This window comes from Bacillus sp. MYb78 (genome assembly GCF_002975115.1).
Lineage (GTDB): Bacteria > Bacillota > Bacilli > Bacillales > Bacillaceae_G > Bacillus_A > Bacillus_A cereus.
Map to the genome: position 1 here is coordinate 66,828 of NZ_PCOB01000004.1, position 21,990 is coordinate 88,817.

Consider the following 21,990-nt stretch of genomic DNA (forward strand, 5'->3'; position numbering starts at 1 on the left):
GGAGTTTAATGCTATGAAATATTCGCTATGTACCATTTCATTTCGTCATCAATTAATTTCATTTACTGATATTGTTCAATTTGCATATGAAAACGGTTTTGAAGGAATTGAATTATGGGGGACGCATGCACAAAATTTGTACATGCAAGAACGAGAAACGACAGAACGAGAATTGAATTTTCTAAAGGATAAAAACTTAGAAATTACGATGATAAGTGATTACTTAGATATATCATTATCAGCAGATTTTGAAAAAACGATAGAGAAAAGTGAACAACTTGTAGTACTAGCTAATTGGTTTAATACGAATAAAATTCGCACGTTTGCTGGGCAAAAAGGGAGCAAGGACTTCTCGGAACAAGAGAGAAAAGAGTATGTAAAGCGAATACGTAAGATTTGTGATGTATTTGCTCAGCACAATATGTATGTGCTGTTAGAAACACATCCCAATACACTAACGGACACATTGCCTTCTACTATAGAACTATTAGAAGAAGTAAATCATCCGAATTTAAAAATAAATCTTGATTTTCTTCATATATGGGAGTCTGGCGCAAATCCAATAGACAGTTTCCATCGATTAAAGCCGTGGACACTACATTACCATTTTAAGAATATATCTTCAGCGGATTATTTGCATGTATTTGAACCTAACAATGTATATGCAGCAGCAGGAAGTCGTATTGGTATGGTTCCGTTATTTGAAGGTATTGTAAATTATGATGAGATTATTCAGGAAGTGAGAGGTACGGATCTTTTTGCTTCCTTAGAATGGTTTGGACATAATTCAAAAGAGATATTAAAAGAAGAAATGAAAGTATTAATAAATAGAAAATTAGAAGTAGTAACTTCGTAATGTGAAATGATGTGAGAGTCTCGTTTAGAGGCTCTTTTTTTTATGGTAAAAAATAACCAAAAATTTCCATGTATTTTAATTTGAATTTAACACAATTTATATATAAATAAGGAGGTGATTGGTAATGGCTAGAAATCGTAATTCTAATCAATTAGCATCACATGGAGCACAAGCAGCTTTAGATCAAATGAAGTATGAAATTGCACAAGAGTTCGGTGTACAACTTGGAGCTGATACTTCTTCACGTGCAAACGGTTCTGTAGGCGGTGAAATCACAAAACGCCTAGTAGCGATGGCAGAACAACAGCTTGGTGGCGGATATACTCGCTAAATGTAGAAGGTTATAGGAGAAAGGAAGGATTCTTCCTTTCTTTTTTTTTCAATTAATTGGTATGAATATATTGCGAACAGAATTCAAAGAATAAAAGTAATACTATATTTTACCCAATTTCTTTTGTTGTGAATGGGAAGTATTAAAGATGTAATAGCCCTGGTGGAATGAAAATTATGTTCCAGCAGGGCTATTATATGGTAAGAAATATATGATGAAAGGTTCCGAAATCAACATGTTAAAAAAAGAAAACTGTTGTTTAATTGCGCTTGCATCAGTTCCACTTGTCATGACATTAGGGAATTCAATGCTCATTCCAATCTTGCCGACAATTGAAAAGAAATTACATATTTCATCGTTTCAAGTATCCATGATTATTACAATTTACTCTATCGTAGCCATTTTACTTATACCGATTGCTGGTTATTTATCAGATAGATGGGGACGAAAGATGGTAATGGTTCCGAGTTTGCTGATTGCGGCTATAGGAGGAGCGATAACTGGTTGGGTATCTTGGAAAGTTGATAATCCCTACACTTGGATATTAATCGGTAGAGCGATTCAAGGTATTGGTGCTGCTGGGGCAATGCCGGTTGTTATACCGTGTGTTGGTGATTTATACAAAGACGAAAAACAAGTTAGTACAGGCTTGGGAATTATTGAGACATCCAATACATTTGGAAAAGTGCTGAGCCCTATTTTAGGATCTGCTCTTGCTGCCATTGTATGGTTCTTACCATTTTGGGCGATTCCAGTTTTATGTGTCATATCAATTGTTTTGTTACTTGTTCTAGTAAAGGCAAAGAAACAAGAAGGAGAAGTACCACCACTTAAAGAGTTTATAAAATCTATTCTGTCTACGTTTCGAGAAAAAGGAAGATGGTTAATTGCCATTTTTGCATTAGGTGCAATTATTATGCTTATTTTATTCGGAATTCTCTTTTATTTGTCGACTATACTGGAATCAAAGTATGACATTCATGGTATATGGAAAGGGTGTGTGCTTGCTATCCCGTTACTTGTACTGTCACTTAGTTCCTATATGGCCGGTAAAAAAATTGGAGATAATCAAAATGTTATGAAGAAGTGTATTTATATTGGTTTTTTAATGGCAGCTGCATCAGTCATCATTCCTTTATTTATAAAAGGGATTTATTTACTACTTCTTTGTCTCGTTATTATGGGGATAGGGATCGGTATGGCACTCCCATGTTTAGATGCCCTCATTACACAAGGAATTGAAAAGGAGCAAAGGGGAACGGTTACGTCATTTTATAGTTCAATGCGATTTATCGGTGTAGCAGCTGGACCACCTTTATATTCTTTTTTCATGAAAGGGGCGGACCATGAAGTGTTTTATTTGACAAGTATTTTCGCTGCCATTGGTGCTGTCATAGCAATCATTTGGATTAAACCAGCAAAGGATGCAAAGACGGTAAAACAGAAACCGGAACCTACTTCATAATTTGTAAGAGAATTGCATGATGTTTTGAGTAACATGCAATTCTCTTTCGTTCATTAAGAATAAATAACTTGTTTTAGCATATAAAGCGCGACACCCCATATGATGAGACCAGAAAATTTATTTAATAATAAAATTGTCTTTCCGGTTGAGTCTAGTCTTTTTAGAAATTTCCCCGCTAACGCTAAGCTTATAAACCAAATCCAAGAAACGATAATAGTTGCAAGTGTGAAAGCCCATTTTTCACTTCCTATGTATTGAATAGAATTTGTTCCAATTACACCGATTGTGTCTAAAATAGCATGTGGATTTAATAACGAAACGGATGCTGCGAAAAGGATTTGCTTTTTTAAGGGCATACTTTTTTCTTGTTTTACATCGTTGGAAGGGTTACTTCTCCAAATAACAAAGCCCATGTATAGAAGAAAGAAAAATCCAATTATATATAACGAGTTAGTTAGCCAAGAAAAAGTAAGGAGTACAAGGGAGACACCTTGCACTGCAATCAATATGAGTAACGTATCACATATAGAGGCAGTTAATATTACGGGGGCTACCCTCCAAATGTTTGGTTGGCTCGCACCTTGGTTAAAGACAAAAACATTTTGTACACCTAATGGAATGATAAGTCCAAATGCAAGAATGATACCATGAATAATTGCTTCACTCATCATATTACCTCCTATTTTAATTCATTATGATAGTGTATATTGTATAGAAGAAATGAAAATTTGTATCCATCCATATGGTTGGGGAGGTTACCAACCAAAAAGAATATAAGGTGATATAATGGAAAGATTCGTTTGGAAACCGAATATGTCTCTAGCGACTCCTCTGTATAAACAAATAGAAACGTATATAAAAGAAAGGATCGTTAATGGAGAATGGACCGTTGGAACGAAATTACCTTCACAAAGAGATTTGGCACATACATTTGGTGTGAATCGAAGCACAATTGTAATGGCTTTCGGTGAACTAGTTGCAAAGGGATACATTGAAGGGAATGGCAGGAAAGGAACAATTGTTGTAAATAATAATGAGAATGCTTCAACTTACGCACCCCCGCCTAATTGGCAGTCTTATGTAGAAACAGGACTTCATTATCCGAATCTCCCAGCTATTCAGGAGATTAATCAAGCTGAATTTTATCCACATGTAATTCGATTAGGAACAGGTGAGCTCGCGCCGAGTCTCTTACCTGAGAAAAAGATGAAAGAAATTATGAATAAGCTTTTAAAGTCAAATGTGACGCTTGGGTATGAAGAGCCGAAAGGAAATTTTTATTTAAGGGAAAAGATTTCCGAATACTTAAAGGGGCATGGTGTATATGTATCTCCTGACTCTATATTAATTGTTTCAGGAGCAATTCAAGCGCTGCAACTTATCTCTATGGGGCTTCTTCCAAAAGGGGCATCCATCTTATTAGAAAAACCATCCTATTTATATTCGCTTAATGTTTTTCAATCCGCAGGAATGCGTTTCATTGGAATACCAATGGATGAGAACGGTTTAAATACATCATATATTACAAAATATAAGAAGCAATTTAATGCATCTATTTTATATACAATCCCGTCTTTTCATAATCCAACGAACTTTAGTATGAATGCGAAGAAACGAATAGAAGTGATGGAAATATGTAATGAAATTGGATTACCTATTATAGAGGACGCAGTGTATCAAGACTTATGGGTTGATGCACCTTGTTCGAAACCTTTAAAAGCCTATGATAAAAATGGAATCGTACTACATATTGGAAGCATGTCCAAAGTAATTAGTCCAGGGTTAAGAATTGGATGGATTGTTGGACCTGAGCCAGTAATTCAAAGATTGTCAGACATAAAAATGCAAACAGATTATGGTTCAAGCACTATATCCCAGCAAATTGCAGCGGAGTGGTTTACAAATGGTCTATATGATGAGCATTTGCGCTTTGTAAGAAGTGAATTGAAAAAACGAAGAGATTTTATGTTACTAATGTTAGATAAATATCTTCGTGAAATAGCAACTTGGCATGAACCAACAGGGGGATTTTATATATGGGTACATATAAAAGTACCCATTTCATATCGCAGTTTATTTGATAAAGCTCTGCAAGAAAAGGTTTTATTAAACCCAGGTACTTTATATGATAGAAGTGCAAATCAATTTTTGCGCCTATCGTATTCATACGCAACGTTAGAAGAAATTGAAATAGGTATAAAAAAACTTGCACAACTAATGAAAAAGTAAGAGGAGAAAGTAATGAAACAATATGTAATTTGCCAAATGATCAATGGAGAAAAATATTTAGCTGCTTATGCGGAGACGAAGCAAGAAGCGATTGAAAAAGCAGAACTGTTAGGATTAAGAACGGGAAATCGTTACATAGTTATTACTGCAGAGGAAGCCGAAGGGTTAACGTATCCTTAAACAATGTACGAGATTATATAATAATAAATAAGCCTAGTAATATAAGAAATTACTAGGCTTATTTATTATTAAGTTGTTAAACGTTCTCGTATTTATATGCAAAGTAATAATATTATGAGTCAAGTTGACGAAAAAATCGATTTGTCTTTCGGTCTTGATTTCCTTTTCTATATTCATCAATATATTGCCTAAAGTTCCAAGCTTGTAAAAATTTATTAGCAGAGTTATAACCAGAATTGTAAAGCCATTCTTTTTCTTCCTTCGTCAGTTCAAAATTAGTACTTGTAATCGTTCCTGTTGGAATTGTAATCGTTCTTGCTTTTGATTCCTTATCTAAATGACGTAAATCATGAGCTTGCATCATTGTTTTAAATAGTCCTTTGAACATAGAAATAGGCTCGTTATAGTGAGCAGGGTCAGCTTGAATCTCATCTTTTACAAAATGAAATCCGAAAGTCGGCCAGCGAGGAGTGGTAGGTGAATCGAAGATCCAAATTGGATAATTACTTAGAATTCCTCCATCAACCATATAACAAGGCTGCTTCCATTTTGGAGTTCTCCATTTTACGGGTTCAAAGAAGAAGGGGATTGTACTACTCATTCTTACCGCTTTAGCGATAGAGAAGCGATAATTTAAAAATCCGTAGTTTGGTAAGTCGTCAGGAAAGACAACCATTTTACCATTACTAATATCAGAAGCGATGATTTTGAGTTTGTTTAGATCCGGTAAATCAGTAAATAAATGAACACCTTTTTTTCGAAGTAATTCTTCAATCCATTCTTCTATAAATACATTAGAGTATATACCTAGAGTAGTCCATGCACTTAGTCCTTTTCCGATAAAGGGGATTTTGTCAATAAAGGTTTTCTTCGTAAATTTGTTATAATCGATATCAGTTATAATGGTTTTTAGCTCTGAACAAGAATATCCTGCAGCTAAAAGTGCCGCGATAATTGCACCAGCTGATGTTCCAGCTACACGTTCCCATTCATAACCTTTTTCGGCTAATGCGCAAATCGCTCCAACATGTGCAATACCGCGTACACCGCCTCCTTCAAAAACACCATCGATCTTCATTAAACATACTTCCTTTCAAATAAAAGATTTGGAAATGGCAAAAAAGCACGTAGTTTACGTGCTTTTTTACAATGGTTTTTAAGTTTACTAGCAGCCTACAAAGCCGCCCCAACAGCTAGCTCCGATGATGATTAGAAGGATAAATAAAACGATTAATAAAGCGAAACCTCCGTAACCACAACCACCACAGCTACCGCCGTAACCGTAACCGCCGCAACTATATCCGTAACCCATGTGGAATTCCTCCTTATATTAAAAATAAAAATGAACGAGGGGAAAATGTACTGGAAGAACTAAAGAACTATCGTGTTTGTAGGAACAATGTATAGTATGCTTTTTTAAACTTGTTCGCGTACGAAGGATAAGCCCGTTTTTTGGAGGCTTGTTGATTTTGTAAAGAATGAAGTATAATCTTTGTACTATGATATAAATAAGTATGTAAATGTAAGGAGAATTTATGAATAAAAAAATTGAAGTATTAATTGATAAATATGAACTAACACACTTGAAAGATGAACTTATTAATACTGTATTTCCTTGTATAAAAGTTGTGCCAAAGCAGCAGGAAACTGTTGCGATAGGTAGTTCGAAAATGGGAGGAGTTCCTGATTTACCAGCTTTATTTGAATATCCAAAGCATAAAGGAAATCCACTACAATTTATCGCGCAATTTAACTTAAGTGATTTACAAAACGTTGGTATGGATCACAATCTTCCTAAGACGGGGATGCTGTATTTCTTTTGCATTGAAAATTATTTTGAAGAAAATGTGAAGCTAACAGAGGCTGGGCGTGTACTTTATTATGATGTTCCTGTAGAGCAATTACGAAGAGGAAATGAAGTACAAGCGAAATATAACCAGTGTACAATTACTTTTGAACTGACATACAAATTACCAGAACTTTTCATTGAAGATGAGGCTGATTCAGATCGTTTCTTGCAATTACTTGAAGAGCTAATTCCGGATAACTACGATAACCATCAAATTTTTGGTGAGCCATTCTCTGTACAAGAGGAAGTGTTATATGAGACAGGAGAATATATGGGAGTAGACCCGCAACAAATGACTCTTTTATTCCAAATTGATTCAGATCATAAAAATTGTAATATGGTTTGGGGAGAACTAGGGATGCTATATTTCTGTATTAGTAATGAAGATTTGAAAAATCAACGTTTTGAAAATACATGCTGTGTATTACAAACATGCTAATGAAAAAAGGTTGTTCTTTTAAAAAGAACAACCTTTTTATGTGAATTAGTTAATATGCATAATCTCATATGACCTATACGAAAAAGTATTGTATACTCTGAAACTATACGATACTTTTTCGTATAGTTATAGAATATAAGGAGTGACAAGATGGGAAAGACAAGTAAGTATGTGACAGCTGCCGCACTTTGTTCAACTATAGTAATGGGAGGCTTGCAAGCGTCATCTGTATCTTATGCAGCTACAAATCCGACTACAGTGACAGCACAATCAGATGTAAAGTTATTAGATGATTTCAGAAAAGAATTAAAAAAACAGATTGATAATCGAGAAGAAAATATTACAATCACATATAAAACAAAAGATAGAAATGCTAGAAATATTATGGATCAATTGTATGGTGAGTTTAATAAAATTGTAGATGCTGATGAGTATGTAAAATATAATGTAGCGTCTACTAGATATTCTATTAAAGGAATGCCAGGGGACTATACGTTTACACTGCAAGTAAAATACCGTGAATCAAAAGAACAAACTCAATATGTAAAAGCTCAGGCGAAATCAATTGTTGGATCAATTGTAAAACCAGGGATGGATGAGCATGAGAAAGTAAAAGCTATTCACGATTACGTTGTTAAGCATGTGTCTTATGATACGTCTTATCAAGCGTATACAGCATATGAAGCATTAGCGAATCGTTCTGCCGTTTGCCAAGGATATACATTATTAACGTATGAGTTGTTAAAAGAGGCAGGTATTCAAAACCATATTGTAACAGGCACAGGAAACGGACAAGCTCACGCGTGGAATTTAGTGAACATTGAAAACAAATGGTATCACCTAGATACTACATTTGATGATCCAGTACCAGATAAAGCAGGGCGTGTAACTTACTCATATTTTAACATGTCTGACGAACAGTTAAGTAAAGATCACGACTGGGATCGTAGTAAATATCCAGCAGCAACTACAAGTTATTTTGGTGAATTAACAAACAAAATAAAAGCTGGTAGCTCAAAAACGGTCGTATATGAGCAGATGTTAAAAGAAACAAATTTACAATACTTATCTGCAGAATACGGAGCAGAAAATTATAATGAATTTAAGCAAAAGTTGCAGCAACAGTTTGCAGCCAAACCAGAAAAAGTAGAAGTGCGATATAAGCAGTCCATGGATGGGACGATGCAAGATATAAAGAAAGTATTAAATGAAATAAATTGGCCAAAAGGTGCAAAGCGTGTGTCTTATCAAGTAGCGCCTTATAGTGCATTGGCTGGTTATTCATTGGCGACAATTTCATTTACGTATTAAGCAATGAGAAAGAGCATCTGTAAAAGATGCTCTTTTTATATTTGTTGATCACTTTAAAATATTGGGAATTATGTGATAAAGTAAAAAGGAGAGGATGTGAATGCTGAATGAACTTGTTCGAAAGTAATATTTTCACATTGATATATACTTGTTTAGTAATCGGACTTATCGTTTTGTTTTTCATATCATTTACTTTGTTTATTAGAAGAGTATTACAAAGTAGCGTTGCAAAGAAACACCACGTGATTAATATGAACCAGAAGCTAGATCGAATTATTGAATTGCTTGAAAAAGATAAGAAATAGCGATAGAAGAAGTATGAAAAGGGGAAAGAGAATGGCCAATTATATAAAAGAATTACGTGAAAAAGTAGGGCATGATTATGTTTTCTTAAACTTTGCCGGTGGTTGTGTATTTAATAAAGAAGGAGAAGTATTACTGCAAAAAAGAGGAGACTTTAACGCTTGGGGCTTTCCAGGTGGCGCAATGGAGATAGGAGAATCGGCTTCGGAAACTGCAATCCGAGAAATAAAAGAAGAAACCGGGTATGATGTAGAAATAAATGAGCTTATTGGAGTGTATACAAAATATTTTCAATCATATCCAAATGGAGACAAGGCACAGTCAATTGTGATGTGTTTTTCATGCTCAATAGTTGGAGGCGACAAAAAAGTAGATGGTGATGAAACGTTGGATTTGAAGTTTTTCCCGTTAGACGACATGCCACCGTTATTTTGTAAACAGCATGAAGATTGCCTGCAAGATTTATTGGAGAAAAGAGTAGGGGTATATCGTTAACATATAAAAAAGAAGCTAAATGAGATTAGCTTCTTTTTTATGTTTTATTTATTTCCACCAATCATCAAACATTGACGCTGGTACTTGTCTTTTATGCTCACTCACTGTGTAACGTTTTTCAATTTTCTCTGCAACGTCAGCTGGAACTGCTTTACCTTCTAAATAATCATCTAATTGATCATAAGTAATACCTAACTCTGTTTCGTCAGCTTGACCTGGTTTTTCATCTAATAAATCAGCTGTTGGCATTTTTAAGTAAAGTCGCTCGTCTGCACCTAACTCTTGTAATAATGCACGTCCTTGGCGCTTCGTTAATCCCGTTAATGGTAATAAATCTGCACCACCATCTCCGAATTTTGTAAAGAACCCTGTTACAGCTTCTGCAGCGTGATCTGTTCCGATAACAAGTAGCCCTTTTTGTCCACCAATTGCATATTGAGTAACCATACGGATACGTGCTTTCACGTTACCTTTATTGAAATCTGTTAATGATTCACCCAATAAGTTTTCATATTGATTTGAAAAAGCATCAACAGTTGAAGCAATATCAAATGCAACAGATTGATCTGCTTGAATGAATTGTAATGCTAATTGTGCATCATCTTCATCTTTTTGTACTTTATAAGGAAGACGTACGGCGATAAACGTTACATTACCACCTTCGTTACGAATTTCTTCAACTGCAAGTTGTGCTAAGCGTCCTGCTAATGTAGAGTCTTGTCCGCCACTAATACCAAGTACAAATCCTTTTGCACCTGTTTTTTTTACATAATCCTTTAAGAAATCAACTCGTTTACGAATTTCAATTTTTGGATCAATTACAGGCTGAACATGTAATGCTTTCATAATCTGTTCTTGTAATGTCATTATGTTTCCTCCTATTCATATTAAAGCGGTAAATAAGTTTATATGTATAATGGTACATACTTCTATCCTTTATTATTTCGCAAAACTAACGAATATACAATAGGATGTGTGTATGAATATGAATGTAGTCATTATAAATAAAGTACTACGTATAAGCAATTTTTTTAAACCTTTCAAAACTGTAAGGTTTTTGTCATTTGAATCGATGGAAGGTATTTCCGTACTTTACTAATATAAAAACATAGTTAGTAGAAAGAAGGGCGGAGAAGTAATATGAACATTAGAGAACTCGCATATCGGAATGTAACGCGAAATAGACGGACATACTCAGCCTATTTTTTGAGTAGTGCATTTGCTATTATGGCCTTTTTTGTGTATTCATTTTTTGCGTTTCATCCGGCATTAAGTGCAGGAGAATTGGGTCAGTACGTATTCGTAAGTATGTCTTTTGCACAGTCTATTATTTACTTATTTACATTCTTCTTTATTTTATATTCGATGGGAATGTTTTTAAAAACGAGAAAGCGTGAGCTAGGAATTTTAATGATGCTAGGTATGACGAAATATCAATTAAAGCGTCTTATCTTTTTTGAAAATATTATGATTGGAATAGGGGCAATTATTTTTGGTATTCTTTCAGGTATGTTATTTTCAGGGGTATTACTATTTGTCGCCCCGATGATATTAAAACTAGATATCTCCTTATCCTATTACATACCGATGAAAGCAATTGTTGTAACAAGTATTATGTTTTTCATATTATTTATGATCATATCATTGTTTAGTGCAGGAATGATTCGTAAAAATAAAATTATGAAGTTGTTTAGAGGGTCAGCAGAGGCAAAACCGGAACCGAAAGCATCAATCATTTCTTCAATATTAGCAGTAGTATTGCTTAGTGCTGGCTATGTAGGAGCTCTTCTATCGCATGGCGCAATGGTATTTATTATGATGATTCCTGTTACAACGGTAGTTATTATTGGGACGTATTTGTTGTACAAGCAGCTGAGTGTCTTTATTATTCGATTATGTAAAAAAAGTAAACGTTTCTATTGGACACAGACTAATATTATTACGTTATCAGATTTAGCGTATCGCATGAGAGATAACGCAAGAATGTTCTTTATTGTAACCATTATTTCTACTGTAGCATTTTCCGCAATAGGGACATTAGTCGGCTTCGCATCCATGACGAAAGGGATAATGGAGAGACCAATTGCGTTTCATTACCATTCTAAGCAAGGGAATAGTAACGAATCACAACATATACAAATGATTGACAAAGGATTAAAGAAACATAATATAGCAGCTTCAAAAACTAATATTTCGACAAAGAAAACGGAGGAACAGTCGTTAAGAAGCGCCACTTTTATAAAAGAATCAGATTATAAGGAATATGCAAAGTTAACAGGAGAACCATTTAATACTGTAGCAAATAAAGAGGTTGTATTTTTGTCAGCTGATATACCAGGGCCAGCGATGAAAGAAAGAAAAGAAATTACTTTACCCAATATGAATGAAAGTTTAAAGGTGAAAAAAGTTACTTCATCTTCATTGGGGAAAATATTAAGAGGAAATGTTTATGTAATCTCTAATAATCAATATGATTCATTACAAGATGGATTTATAGAGACAAAAGATTATATGTATAAAACTGAAAGAACGAAAGATGAGATTGAAATTGGTAAAGAGCTTACTCATCAAATTAAACCGTATCAAGAACAGTCAACGTTTAGTGCGGAAGAGTACGAACAAAACCAAAGTTTACAAATTGCAGGACCGATTTTATTTGTAGGTTTCTTTATTGGTATAGTATTTTTCGTTTGCGCAGGAAGTTTCCTTTACTTCCGTTTATTCTCCGATTTGGAGGATGATGTTCGCTTGTTCGAAATGATTCGAAAAGTTGGATTGACGAGTGGGGAATTATCGAAGGTAGTTACAATTCGATTGGCGCTTTTATTCTTCGTTCCAATTGGTGTTGCAACATTACATGGGGCAGTAGCCTTAACTGCGTTAGGGCAAATGTTTGAGTACTCATTGTTTAAAGAAAATACAGTTGTATTAAGTATTTTCATAGGTATTCAAATTGTATACTTCTTACTTATAAGATCCCGTTATGTAAAACAATTGAAAGAGAGATTACGTATGCATTAAATGTGTTTTTTTAACTCGAGTACAAAATTTTCTAAAAAGAGGCAAGTATTGCCAAAAAGTGATAAAATGGAAAAAGCGAGGTGAAAAAATTAATATAGAGTAAGGGGGGGAGAAATATGAAAGCAACAGGAGTTATTCGAAAAGTAGACGAATTAGGACGAATTGTTATCCCTAAAGAATTACGCGATGTATTGGGAATACAAATCAAATCACCGCTTGAAATTTTTGTAGAATCAGATAAAATCATTTTACAAAAATATCAACCTTACAATGCTTGCCAAATCACAGGTGATGTTTCAGAACAGAACATATCATTAGCAAATGGAAATATTACTGTTGGGATAGAGGGAGCGGAATATTTAGTAAAAGAAATAGAAAAGTTTTTAAACAAGAGTGAGGTTTAGTCTTAATTTATATTATTTTTCAAATTACATATCATTCTTTTAAAAGACTGTAAGAGGACCATTAATTGGTTCTCTTATTTTGGTTAGTAGTTGAACGACATGGGGTGTTACTTCCTACAAATCATAGGGAAAATAAAAAAGTAGTATAGAGTTAGTAAATGATGTTGAGAAATATTTGAAAAGAAGGAAAACAAAAAGAATAAAACGAATGTTACATTTACAAGTATTCAAAAGTGGTCTGAAATGAAAATAATACATTTTCAGGAGGGATTACGATGAGTAGTACAGTGAATAAACAAAAAGGTATACAATTGATTCCGTTTACCGTAAATAAGGTGGTAGAACAAGTAAATGAAATTCCACCAGGTGTACAAATGATTCACGCTCCGCAAGTATGGGAAAAGAGTGTGAAGGGGCAAGATGTAGTCGTTGCCGTATTAGATACAGGGTGTGATACTAATCATATAGATTTAAAAGATCGTATTATCGACGGAAGAAATTTCACAAAAGATTATGAAGCTAATCCAAATGTGTATCTTGATAATAACGGACATGGTACTCATGTAGCGGGGACGATTGCCGCGACTGAAAATGGTGTCGGTGTATTAGGAGTTGCACCACTTGCTAAAATGTTAGTATTAAAAGTTTTAGCGGGAGATGGTTCTGGAAGTTATGAGCAAATTATTGAGGCAATTCATTATGCTGTAAATTGGAGAGGGCCGAATCAAGAGAAAGTGAGAATTATTTCAATGTCACTTGGTGGTCCGCAAGATGTTCCAGAATTACATGAAGCAATTCAAAATGCGGTAAAGCAGGATGTTCTCGTTGTATGTGCTGCTGGAAATAATGGAGATTGCGATGATGAAACAGAAGAATTAGATTTCCCAGGTGCTTATTCTGAGGTAATTGAAGTTGGTGCTGTGAATTTAGAGCGGAAGATTGCATGTTTTAGTAATTCAAATCAAGAAATTGATCTAGTAGCGCCAGGTGATGAAATATTATCTACGTATCCAGATGGGAAATATGCTGTGTTAAGTGGAACTTCCATGGCGACGCCGCATGTTGCTGGGGCGCTCGCCTTGCTCATTAAACAGTGTGAGAAAGAATACGGTCGAAAGTTATCAGAGCCGGAAATATATGCACAACTCATTAAAAGAACTGTACCTTTAGGGTACGAACGTACATCTGAAGGGAATGGATTAATAGATTTATTAAAAGAATAGCCATATTAAAAAACATCTCATATGAATATGAGATGTTTTTTAATATGGCTCTGTCGCATGTAATACAACTTGTAACAAACCTGGGAATCTAGCATTTAAATCTTCTTGACGAATTGAAATGAAACGTTGTGTTCCTTCAAGGCGTGTGTACATAACACCTGACTCACGTAAAACTTTGAAATGGTGAGATAAAGTTGATTTCGCAATAGGAATGTTTAAAGCACCACAAGATTGTTCATTTTTCTTTAGTAACATATTTACAATTTGTAAACGGATTTGATCGCTAAGTGCATATAAGACAGAAGAAAATTGAATTTCTTCTCGATTTGGATGATAGAGTGTACGCATATTTCACCTACTTGTATAAGTTAAGATATTTGCACTATAACATATAAAGTGATATATTTCTATTGTTCGAATATATTCGAACAATAGAAATATAGGGGGAGAAAAAATGAAGTATACAAAATTGCAAAAGGCAGGACTAAATATTTCAAAGTTGGGTTTAGGTACAAATGCAGTAGGGGGACATAATTTATATGCTGATGTGAATGAAGAAGAGGGAAAGCAATTAGTAGAAGAAGCTATTCAGCAAGGGATTACATTTTTTGATACAGCAGATTCATATGGTTTCGGTAAATCAGAGGAATTAGTAGGAGAAGTATTAAAGGGAACACGTCATGAGTTTATACTTGCTACAAAAGGTGGAATTCAACCGTTGTTAAATGGAGAAACTTATATTAACAATGAACCAAGTTATTTAAGAAATGCTGTGGAGAATAGCTTAAGAAGATTACAGACTGATTATATTGATTTATATTATTTACATTTTACAAATCCTGAAACAAGTTACATAGATTCAATCGGAGAGCTTACTCGTTTAAAAGAAGAAGGGAAAATTCGTTCAATTGGAATATCGAACGTAAACATAGAACAATTAAAAGAAGCGAACCAACATGGTCATATAGATGTTGTACAATCTCCGTACAATATGTTAGAACGTACGGCTGAGGAAGAACTGTTGCCGTATTGTATAGAAGCGGGTATTTCATTTATTCCATATGGGCCTCTTGCTTTTGGAATATTAGGTGGAAAATATACAGAAGATTTTAAATTGAACGAAGTCGATTGGCGCCAAAATGTAAATCTATTTGAAGAAAATACATATAAGAGTAATTTTAAGAAAGTGGAAAAGTTAAAAGGGCAAGCTAAAGAAAATGATATTGAAGTGTCTCATTTAGCGTTAGCATGGTTATTAAATAAAGAAGGAATTGATACAGTTATACCTGGTGGAAAGCGGGCAGAGCAAATAAGAGAAAGTGTGAAAGCGGTAGACGTTTCATTGAATGAAAGAGTCATGAAAGAAATCCAATCTATTTTAGAAGATTAGTGAAACAGAGGGATAGTACCCTCTGTTTATATAAGGAGAAGGTCTAAATGAATAGAGTACTAGCTGTATTTTTCACGATAATGTTTATGATCGGTACAGATACTTTCTTAATTTCACCACTGTTGCCGACATTACAACAGGTGTATCATGTTTCAACCGAGTTGTCAGGATGGATGGTGAGTTCGTATGCTTTAGGGTATGCTGGATTTGCGCTTATTGCTGGTCCTATATCAGATGGATTAAACAGAAAAAAAGTGATGGTACTAGGTATGAGTTTTTTTGCAATAAGTACGTTTTTGTGTGGAATTGCACCGAGTTTTTTATGGATGCTAACATTTAGATTTTTAGCAGGTGTAAGTGCAGCTTTTGTATCTCCACAAGTGTGGGCATCCATTCCACTCCTTATAGAGAAAAAGCAAATTGTGAAAGCAATTGGGGTTGCAACAGCAGGGTTATCAATCTCTCAAATTTTAGGGCTGCCACTGGGAGCGTATTTAGCAACGATACATTATACAATCCCATTCTATTTCATTGGTATATTATCAGCACTACTTGTTATTCTTATCTATGTTGTATTACCAGAAATACAGTCGGTTCATATAGGTGGAAATAAAAAAGTGATTTTACAGCGTTATAAACAATTACTTACAGATTCAAAGGTTTCACTTTCTTATTTTGCATACTTTGTTTTTCAAACCGGAAATTTTGCTGCATTTTCATTTTTTGGTGTATGGCTTTCCATTCAATTTGGCTTACAAGTTCATGAAGTAGGTACAGCTATGCTCGTAGTAGGATTAGGAAATTTAACTGGTAATATTTTTGGTCCTAGAATCGTAAATAAAATTGGTTATAACCTTTCTTTCTACGGTGGAATTATATTTACAGCAGTGCTATATGTATTACTTCCACATGTAAAGAACATTGTATTGGTGGAGTTATTGTTCTTTGCTTTGTTTTTTGTGACAGGAATTTTGTTTGTATTAATGATGAGGCACTTACAAAACATGTCTAGTGTAGCAAGAGGAACAGGTGCTGCCCTTGCTAACGCCTCGATGTACATTGGCCAAATGATTGGTGCGGTAATAGCAGGAATGTTATTTGCAACATCTCACAATTTTATACTAGTAGGTAGCTTTACAGCGTTATTATATGTTGTAGCTTTATTTCTGTTTAGAAAAGGTGAAAACATTAGTAAAGATAATGAAAAAGGAATTGCATCATAAAGTTTTAGTAAATCAAAAAACAATTTTTTAGGATAAGTTAAAAAGGTGCTTTTTGATTGCATAGTTGCTGTATTTTTAATAATTCGTCGTTGAGCTGTATGATTGAAAAGGATTTGTAATAAAATTATGGGAAAATAAAAAACCCCTATATAGATAGGGGTTTATATATCGGCATATAGCTCCTCGGAAAAGGATATACTTAGTTTAACATATAGGAGTACTTATAATTGTGAAATAGATGTGAAAGTAATGTGAAAAATGTTGTAATAAAAAGCACTGTTTTAGCTAATGTAGCTAAAACAGTGCTTTTCTCTTTGATTGAACAGTTGCAGCATTTTCATCATGTATACCTGCATCTTTAATAATTCGTTGTTTTGCTTTATTTAATAGATGGTTTACTGCTTCACCAAAATAGTTAGCTTCGCTTTTTGTGCGGGCTTCTCGTAAACATTTATAGTTTTCTAGCAGTTCCTCTTTTTCGGAGTTTGTTAAGAAATCTTCTATTTTCTTTTTTGTCATACGAAACACCCTTTCTCCTGACAAACGACGCAATAGAAAATATTTATTTCTCATTATAACAATAATTTTAAAAGAAAGTATACACTAACGTCGCAATAATTTGTCAATTTCTTGAATCTTCTCATCAGCTTTCCCAATTTGCGTATTTTTAGCCTGTTCGCCACCAAGAGCTTGATGTAGTAAGAAAGTTTGACCGGAAATAGCAGTTACAATGGATACTTTTATAATTTCTTTTATTGCGGTGACATCGAATAAAACGAGTCCAAGAAGTGCAGCTAGGCTACCGGTAAAAACATCAGTTAAAAATCCAAAGTGAAAAAAAGTTTTCAAACGGCGTGGAAGCAATAACTTACCTTGGTTATTGATTAGATGGGAAACGAAGCCAGTAATGCCACCAACGAGAACAGCGGTTAGCCATTGATACATTTCCATCGAATCCACTCCTTTTAGTGAATAAGATTCGATTATTTTATATTGATTCCTTTTAATATTTCATATAAGCATATTGAGAAAGTTTGTTTGGGTATATTTTGTATTCAATTTAATTATAACAGAAAATTTCGATAGATTTCAGTCTATTATATGAATCATTTTTACAATAATATGAATGCAGAAAGGGGTGCGTCATATGAATATAGATTATCGAATAAGAAGTGTAGATGGTTATACAAAAAAAATAGGGGAATTAGTAAGCATGCTTGAGCATACGAGAGCTGTAACATTAGGCGAAGTAAAAAATTTATCAGTTGAGCAATTAGATTTAATTATGCAGAGCAGCGGAAATTCAATTGGCGCCTTATTAAAGCATATAGCAGCTATTGAAAAAGTTCATCAGCTTATTTCATTTCAAGATCGTGACTTTACAAAAGAAGAATTAGAAATATGGGAAGATGCATTGTATTTAGGGGAAGCAGGTAGAGCGATCTGTGGTCATGAAATACAGTATTATGTACAACTTCTACAAAGTGTTCGAGAAGAATCTCTGAAGTATTTAAGTGAACAAGGTAATGAGTGGCTCATGTCAGAAAGAAAGTGGCCTAACGGTGTAGTATATAACCAGCACTATCTTTGGTTTCATGTGCTAGAAGATGAAATTAGTCACCGAGGACAAATTAGAATGCTCAAAAATGAGTTATTTGAAAATTACGTTAAATGATGTAGCTTTTTATAGGAGAATTCCATATAATGAGAGTAATTAAAATAAGAACGGGGTGATGTATTATGGCGAAAATAACTTATATGAATAATAAACCAAATACAAAGGTGGATGGAAAGGGCGAAACGATATAAGTGAGCGCACTATCCTTCCACTTAGCTTAAACTAGGGAGGATATCAATTTGAATCAAAATATTTTAGAATCGTATGGCTGGGATTCTTTTTTTGGGGAACAAGCTGTAGAGAACTTTGAAGTAGGGCGTATTTTACTTGAGCATAAGCATATATATCGAATTATTTGTAATGATGGTGAATATATGGCAGAACTGTCTGGAAAGTTTCGGCATGAAGCAGTAACGAAGGGAGATTATCCAGCTGTTGGTGATTGGGTGTATATAAAGAAAATAGAGAATGAAAAGAAAGCTATCATTCATCGTATTTTTCCGAGAAGAAGCTCTTTTTCTAGACAAGAAGCTGGTACTCGAACGGAAGAACAAGTAATAGCAGCAAATGTAGATTATTTATTTTTAGTGAATGCACTTAATCATGATTTTAATGTTAGAAGGATGGAACGTTATTTATTATTAGCGTATGAAAGTGGCGCTATGCCAGTTATTGTTTTAACAAAGAGTAGTATATGTAATGATGTAGAACAGAAAATTGTAGAAACGGAAGCTATAGCAATTGGTGTTCCTATTTTCGTTGTTGATAGTTTAGAGCATACAGGTATTGATTCGTTGAAACAATTCGTTTCTTCAGGGAAAACAATTGCTTTAGTTGGGTCATCAGGGGTAGGAAAGTCAACTTTGTTAAATGCGCTAATAGGAATTGAGGTAGCAAAAACGGGAGATATACGTGAAGAGGATAGTAGGGGGAGGCATACGACAACGCATCGAGAGTTATTTCAATTGCCAAGTGGCGCTCTCGTAATTGATACGCCCGGCATGAGAGAATTGCAACTTTGGGAAGGAAGCGAAGCGATTCAAACAACATTCTCTGATATTGAAAAACTTGCGACAACATGCCGTTTTCGTGATTGTAAGCATGAGAATGAACCAGGATGCGCGGTGCATAGTGCAATTGATAACGGACTTATTACGATAGATCGTTTGAAAAGCTATAAAAAATTACAAAGAGAACTGGCGTATTTTATGAGAAAACAAGATGTAATCCTTGCCAGAGCAGAGCGTGATAAGTGGAAAAAGCTTTCTAAACAACATAAAAAAATGTAAAAACCAAAGGGTGCCCTTTTGGTTTTTTCTATTTGTAAATTTTATAATAATATTATTCATATATATAGACAAAGGGAACTTAATTGTTTAAACTTTACAAAGTATTCATCATAATAGGTTATGAAAATAATAATTAGGGATTGGGAAATATTCATAATTAACTCAATTTAACTTTTAAATTTGAAAATTAGGAGGTTCATAATGGGGAAACTATTAAATTTGTTTCGTGATATGAAAGTAGCAAAAAAGCTATTAATTTCATTCTTTGTAATTTTAATTGCGGCTGTGTCTATTATCGGAGGCATGTCTTATCAAACAGCCAAAAAGAATTTTGAATCGCAAATTAAGAGTAGTGCCAACGACAATATAAAAATACTGGATAATTTAATCAATCAAATGATTGATGCAAAATTTAATGATGTGAATAATTTTGCACGGGTGATTCAGGGGAATATGTATCAAGGAGATAATCAGGATGAATTAAGAAAAATGTTATCTCAATATATAAATTTAAATAAAGATGTTGAACAAGTATATGTTGCCGGAAATGATAAAAAATTTGTACAAGAACCAAATATACAAATGGCAGCAGACTATGATCCAACAGAGCGTTCTTGGTATAAAGATGCGGTTGCAAAACAAGGTGGTATTGTTGTTACTGAGCCATATAAGGCAAAAGGAAATGGACATATTGTCGTAACAATCGCAAAACAAACAGAAGATAAAAATGGGGTTGTTGCGCTAGATTTAAGTTTAGATAATTTATTAAAAACATCAAAGTTAATTAATATTGGTAAAAAAGGATATGCCTTCATTTTAGATGGAAAGCAAAAAATAATTGCTCATCCACAAGAAAAATCAGGGGAAAAAGCGGCTGATTCTTGGGCAAAGAAAATTTATGAAGATAATCACGGTGCTTTTTCATATTCTTATGGCGGTAGTGAAAAGAATATGGTATTTGCTACAAATGTAAAAACAGGTTGGAAAATTGGTGGGACTATGTACTCAAGTGAAGTAATTGAAGCTGCTCAACCTGTATTTTATAATATGTTAATTGTTATGCTTATCTCATTAGTAATAGGTGGAGCACTTATTTATTTTGTAACACTTTCAATTACGAAGCCTTTAAAGAGATTAGTTGTTACCTCTAAAGAAATAAGTGAAGGGGATTTAACGCAAACAATTGAAATTCATTCTAATGATGAAATCGGCCAACTTGCTAAAGGATTTAATGAGATGACGAATTCGTTACGGACGTTAATCGGAAGAATTAACGATTCAGCTGGGCATGTTGCAGCGGCATCAGAAGAGCTAACTGCAAGTGTAAGGCAAGCAAGTGAAGCGACTGAGCAAATCACAATCGCAATGGATGAAATATCAAGTGGGGCAACGACGCAAACAACAAGCGTAGAAAATGGCGCTATGTTACTGTTTAATGTAACGGAAGGAATTCAGCATGTAGCAAATAGTTCATCATCTATTAATACGGCTTCTGCACATACTCGTGAAAAAGCAGAAGATGGTGGGAAACTAGTAGGAAGAACAGTAAACCAGATGCAGTCTATTGCAGAATCTGTGTCACAATCAGATGCAGTTATACAATTACTAAATAATAAATCAAAACAAATTGGTGATATTTTAGAAGTAATTCAAAATATTGCAGATCAAACAAACCTTCTAGCTTTAAATGCGGCGATTGAAGCCGCAAGAGCCGGTGAGCATGGAAGAGGTTTCGCAATTGTTGCAGATGAAGTACGTAAATTGGCAGAGCAGTCTAGCGTATCTTCTAGTGAAATTAGTAAATTAATATGTGAAATACAAGATGATATGGGTAAGACAGTCAAATCTATGAATCATGTAAATGAGGAAGTTCAATCTGGACTTGTTATCGCAAATGAAACGAAGCAAAACTTTGCTGAAATTTTACAATCTACAAATGAAATAGCTAATCAAATTAAGACGATGGTTGAAACGGCTAATGGAATGTCAAAAGGGGCAAATGAAGTATCTATTTCGGTAGGACAAATTGCAATGACAGCGCAAAATAATGCGACAAGCACACAAAACGTTGCGGCTTCAGCTGAAGAACAGCTAGCTTCGATGGAGGAAATTGGATCCGCAGCGGGCACGTTATCTCAAATGGCTGAAGAGTTACAAGGACTAATTGACAGATTTAAAGTTTAATAGAGAACAGACTATCCCCTAGTAGCATTATGCCACTAGAGGGTAGTCTGTTTTATTGTGTAAAATCAAATAGGGATGTAGACTTCCTTTATGACGTTTAAAATGGCATTTTGCATAATGTTTGTCGAAAAATAGAGGTATTTGTTAGCTTTGTGTATAATTATTAACGTATAGAATACA

The 21,990-nt window shown here is 34.3% G+C and carries 24 protein-coding genes; 17 read left to right on the plus strand and 7 right to left on the minus strand.

Features of this window, described 5'->3' with window-relative positions; genetic code table 11:
• The first annotated feature begins 13 nt into the window (after positions 1 to 13).
• From CQ064_RS11065 to bcbE, 3 genes are all read left to right on the plus strand, one after another.
• Complete coding sequence (locus CQ064_RS11065; protein WP_000877684.1) at positions 14 to 856, plus strand: sugar phosphate isomerase/epimerase family protein; 843 nt, start codon at positions 14 to 16, stop codon at positions 854 to 856.
• A 124-nt stretch (positions 857 to 980) separates the two neighbouring features.
• Positions 981 to 1,187 (plus strand): alpha/beta-type small acid-soluble spore protein, encoded by a 207-nt coding sequence (locus CQ064_RS11070; protein WP_000113545.1) that lies wholly within the window; start codon positions 981 to 983, stop codon positions 1,185 to 1,187.
• 235 nt (positions 1,188 to 1,422) lie between these two features.
• Entirely contained in the window at positions 1,423 to 2,652 is a 1,230-nt protein-coding gene (bcbE, locus tag CQ064_RS11075) for a bacillibactin exporter BcbE (RefSeq protein ID WP_003270289.1), read from the plus strand.
• A gap of 53 nt (positions 2,653 to 2,705) precedes the next feature.
• On the opposite strand, the gene CQ064_RS11080 is transcribed toward bcbE, so the two are convergent.
• Positions 2,706 to 3,320, minus strand: a complete 615-nt coding sequence (locus CQ064_RS11080; protein ID WP_001287319.1) for a LysE/ArgO family amino acid transporter — start codon at positions 3,318 to 3,320, stop codon at positions 2,706 to 2,708.
• A gap of 118 nt (positions 3,321 to 3,438) precedes the next feature.
• Between CQ064_RS11080 and CQ064_RS11085 the strand changes: the two genes are divergently transcribed.
• Both CQ064_RS11085 and CQ064_RS11090 read left to right on the plus strand, forming a co-directional pair.
• Positions 3,439 to 4,881 carry an aminotransferase-like domain-containing protein gene (locus CQ064_RS11085; RefSeq protein WP_000439423.1) on the plus strand — a complete coding sequence of 481 codons (1,443 nt, stop codon included), beginning with the start codon at positions 3,439 to 3,441 and terminating at the stop codon, positions 4,879 to 4,881.
• A gap of 12 nt (positions 4,882 to 4,893) precedes the next feature.
• On the plus strand, positions 4,894 to 5,061 hold the full coding sequence (locus CQ064_RS11090) for a DUF3933 family protein (RefSeq protein ID WP_000816389.1): 168 nt from the start codon (positions 4,894 to 4,896) through the stop codon (positions 5,059 to 5,061).
• 112 nt (positions 5,062 to 5,173) lie between these two features.
• Here CQ064_RS11090 and CQ064_RS11095 read toward each other — a convergent pair whose 3' ends face one another.
• Both CQ064_RS11095 and CQ064_RS11100 read right to left on the minus strand, forming a co-directional pair.
• Positions 5,174 to 6,139 (minus strand): patatin-like phospholipase family protein, encoded by a 966-nt coding sequence (locus CQ064_RS11095; protein ID WP_000686790.1) that lies wholly within the window; start codon positions 6,137 to 6,139, stop codon positions 5,174 to 5,176.
• Positions 6,140 to 6,226: 87 nt separating this feature from the next.
• Positions 6,227 to 6,373, minus strand: a complete 147-nt coding sequence (locus CQ064_RS11100) for a YjcZ family sporulation protein (protein ID WP_000540425.1) — start codon at positions 6,371 to 6,373, stop codon at positions 6,227 to 6,229.
• A 223-nt stretch (positions 6,374 to 6,596) separates the two neighbouring features.
• On the opposite strand from CQ064_RS11100, the gene CQ064_RS11105 reads away from it, so the two are divergent.
• The 4 genes from CQ064_RS11105 to CQ064_RS11120 all read left to right on the plus strand — a co-directional run bounded on the left by CQ064_RS11105 (position 6,597) and on the right by CQ064_RS11120 (position 9,458).
• Positions 6,597 to 7,349 (plus strand): YwqG family protein, encoded by a 753-nt coding sequence (locus tag CQ064_RS11105; protein ID WP_001034827.1) that lies wholly within the window; start codon positions 6,597 to 6,599, stop codon positions 7,347 to 7,349.
• Positions 7,350 to 7,499: 150 nt separating this feature from the next.
• Positions 7,500 to 8,660, plus strand: a complete 1,161-nt coding sequence (locus CQ064_RS11110) for a transglutaminase domain-containing protein (RefSeq protein ID WP_000520861.1) — start codon at positions 7,500 to 7,502, stop codon at positions 8,658 to 8,660.
• 107 nt (positions 8,661 to 8,767) lie between these two features.
• Positions 8,768 to 8,965 (plus strand): DUF4083 domain-containing protein, encoded by a 198-nt coding sequence (locus CQ064_RS11115; protein WP_001048104.1) that lies wholly within the window; start codon positions 8,768 to 8,770, stop codon positions 8,963 to 8,965.
• A 31-nt stretch (positions 8,966 to 8,996) separates the two neighbouring features.
• On the plus strand, positions 8,997 to 9,458 hold the full coding sequence (locus CQ064_RS11120) for an NUDIX hydrolase (protein ID WP_000035001.1): 462 nt from the start codon (positions 8,997 to 8,999) through the stop codon (positions 9,456 to 9,458).
• Between the two features lie 48 nt (positions 9,459 to 9,506).
• On the opposite strand, the gene nadE is transcribed toward CQ064_RS11120, so the two are convergent.
• Entirely contained in the window at positions 9,507 to 10,325 is an 819-nt protein-coding gene (gene nadE / locus CQ064_RS11125) for an ammonia-dependent NAD(+) synthetase (protein ID WP_000174893.1), read from the minus strand.
• Between the two features lie 273 nt (positions 10,326 to 10,598).
• Here nadE and CQ064_RS11130 point away from each other — a divergent pair, with 273 nt between their 5' ends.
• From CQ064_RS11130 to CQ064_RS11140, 3 genes are all read left to right on the plus strand, one after another.
• Positions 10,599 to 12,479: an FtsX-like permease family protein gene (locus CQ064_RS11130; protein ID WP_001025996.1), complete on the plus strand. Its 1,881-nt coding sequence runs from the start codon at positions 10,599 to 10,601 to the stop codon at positions 12,477 to 12,479.
• 116 nt (positions 12,480 to 12,595) lie between these two features.
• Positions 12,596 to 12,883 (plus strand): AbrB/MazE/SpoVT family DNA-binding domain-containing protein, encoded by a 288-nt coding sequence (locus CQ064_RS11135; protein WP_000648335.1) that lies wholly within the window; start codon positions 12,596 to 12,598, stop codon positions 12,881 to 12,883.
• Positions 12,884 to 13,158: 275 nt separating this feature from the next.
• Entirely contained in the window at positions 13,159 to 14,106 is a 948-nt protein-coding gene (locus tag CQ064_RS11140) for a serine protease (protein ID WP_000099765.1), read from the plus strand.
• 39 nt (positions 14,107 to 14,145) lie between these two features.
• On the opposite strand, the gene CQ064_RS11145 is transcribed toward CQ064_RS11140, so the two are convergent.
• Complete coding sequence (locus CQ064_RS11145; RefSeq protein ID WP_001259912.1) at positions 14,146 to 14,454, minus strand: ArsR/SmtB family transcription factor; 309 nt, start codon at positions 14,452 to 14,454, stop codon at positions 14,146 to 14,148.
• A gap of 106 nt (positions 14,455 to 14,560) precedes the next feature.
• Here CQ064_RS11145 and CQ064_RS11150 point away from each other — a divergent pair, with 106 nt between their 5' ends.
• Both CQ064_RS11150 and CQ064_RS11155 read left to right on the plus strand, forming a co-directional pair.
• Positions 14,561 to 15,496, plus strand: a complete 936-nt coding sequence (locus CQ064_RS11150; RefSeq protein WP_000877945.1) for an aldo/keto reductase — start codon at positions 14,561 to 14,563, stop codon at positions 15,494 to 15,496.
• Between the two features lie 47 nt (positions 15,497 to 15,543).
• Positions 15,544 to 16,719 (plus strand): MFS transporter, encoded by a 1,176-nt coding sequence (locus CQ064_RS11155; RefSeq protein ID WP_001082498.1) that lies wholly within the window; start codon positions 15,544 to 15,546, stop codon positions 16,717 to 16,719.
• 294 nt (positions 16,720 to 17,013) lie between these two features.
• On the opposite strand, the gene CQ064_RS11160 is transcribed toward CQ064_RS11155, so the two are convergent.
• Positions 17,014 to 17,238: a hypothetical protein gene (locus CQ064_RS11160; protein WP_000162602.1), complete on the minus strand. Its 225-nt coding sequence runs from the start codon at positions 17,236 to 17,238 to the stop codon at positions 17,014 to 17,016.
• Between the two features lie 84 nt (positions 17,239 to 17,322).
• Positions 17,323 to 17,670, minus strand: a complete 348-nt coding sequence (locus CQ064_RS11165) for a DUF4257 domain-containing protein (protein WP_000426321.1) — start codon at positions 17,668 to 17,670, stop codon at positions 17,323 to 17,325.
• A gap of 196 nt (positions 17,671 to 17,866) precedes the next feature.
• On the opposite strand from CQ064_RS11165, the gene CQ064_RS11170 reads away from it, so the two are divergent.
• The 3 genes from CQ064_RS11170 to CQ064_RS11180 all read left to right on the plus strand — a co-directional run bounded on the left by CQ064_RS11170 (position 17,867) and on the right by CQ064_RS11180 (position 21,810).
• Positions 17,867 to 18,394 carry a DinB family protein gene (locus CQ064_RS11170; RefSeq protein ID WP_001018101.1) on the plus strand — a complete coding sequence of 176 codons (528 nt, stop codon included), beginning with the start codon at positions 17,867 to 17,869 and terminating at the stop codon, positions 18,392 to 18,394.
• Positions 18,395 to 18,576: 182 nt separating this feature from the next.
• Entirely contained in the window at positions 18,577 to 19,626 is a 1,050-nt protein-coding gene (rsgA, locus tag CQ064_RS11175; RefSeq protein WP_001073090.1) for a ribosome small subunit-dependent GTPase A, read from the plus strand.
• A gap of 201 nt (positions 19,627 to 19,827) precedes the next feature.
• The gene (locus CQ064_RS11180; RefSeq protein WP_000517287.1) at positions 19,828 to 21,810 is read left to right on the plus strand and encodes a HAMP domain-containing methyl-accepting chemotaxis protein; all 1,983 of its coding nucleotides are present in this window, start codon (positions 19,828 to 19,830) and stop codon (positions 21,808 to 21,810) included.
• The last annotated feature ends 180 nt before the right edge of the window (positions 21,811 to 21,990 follow it).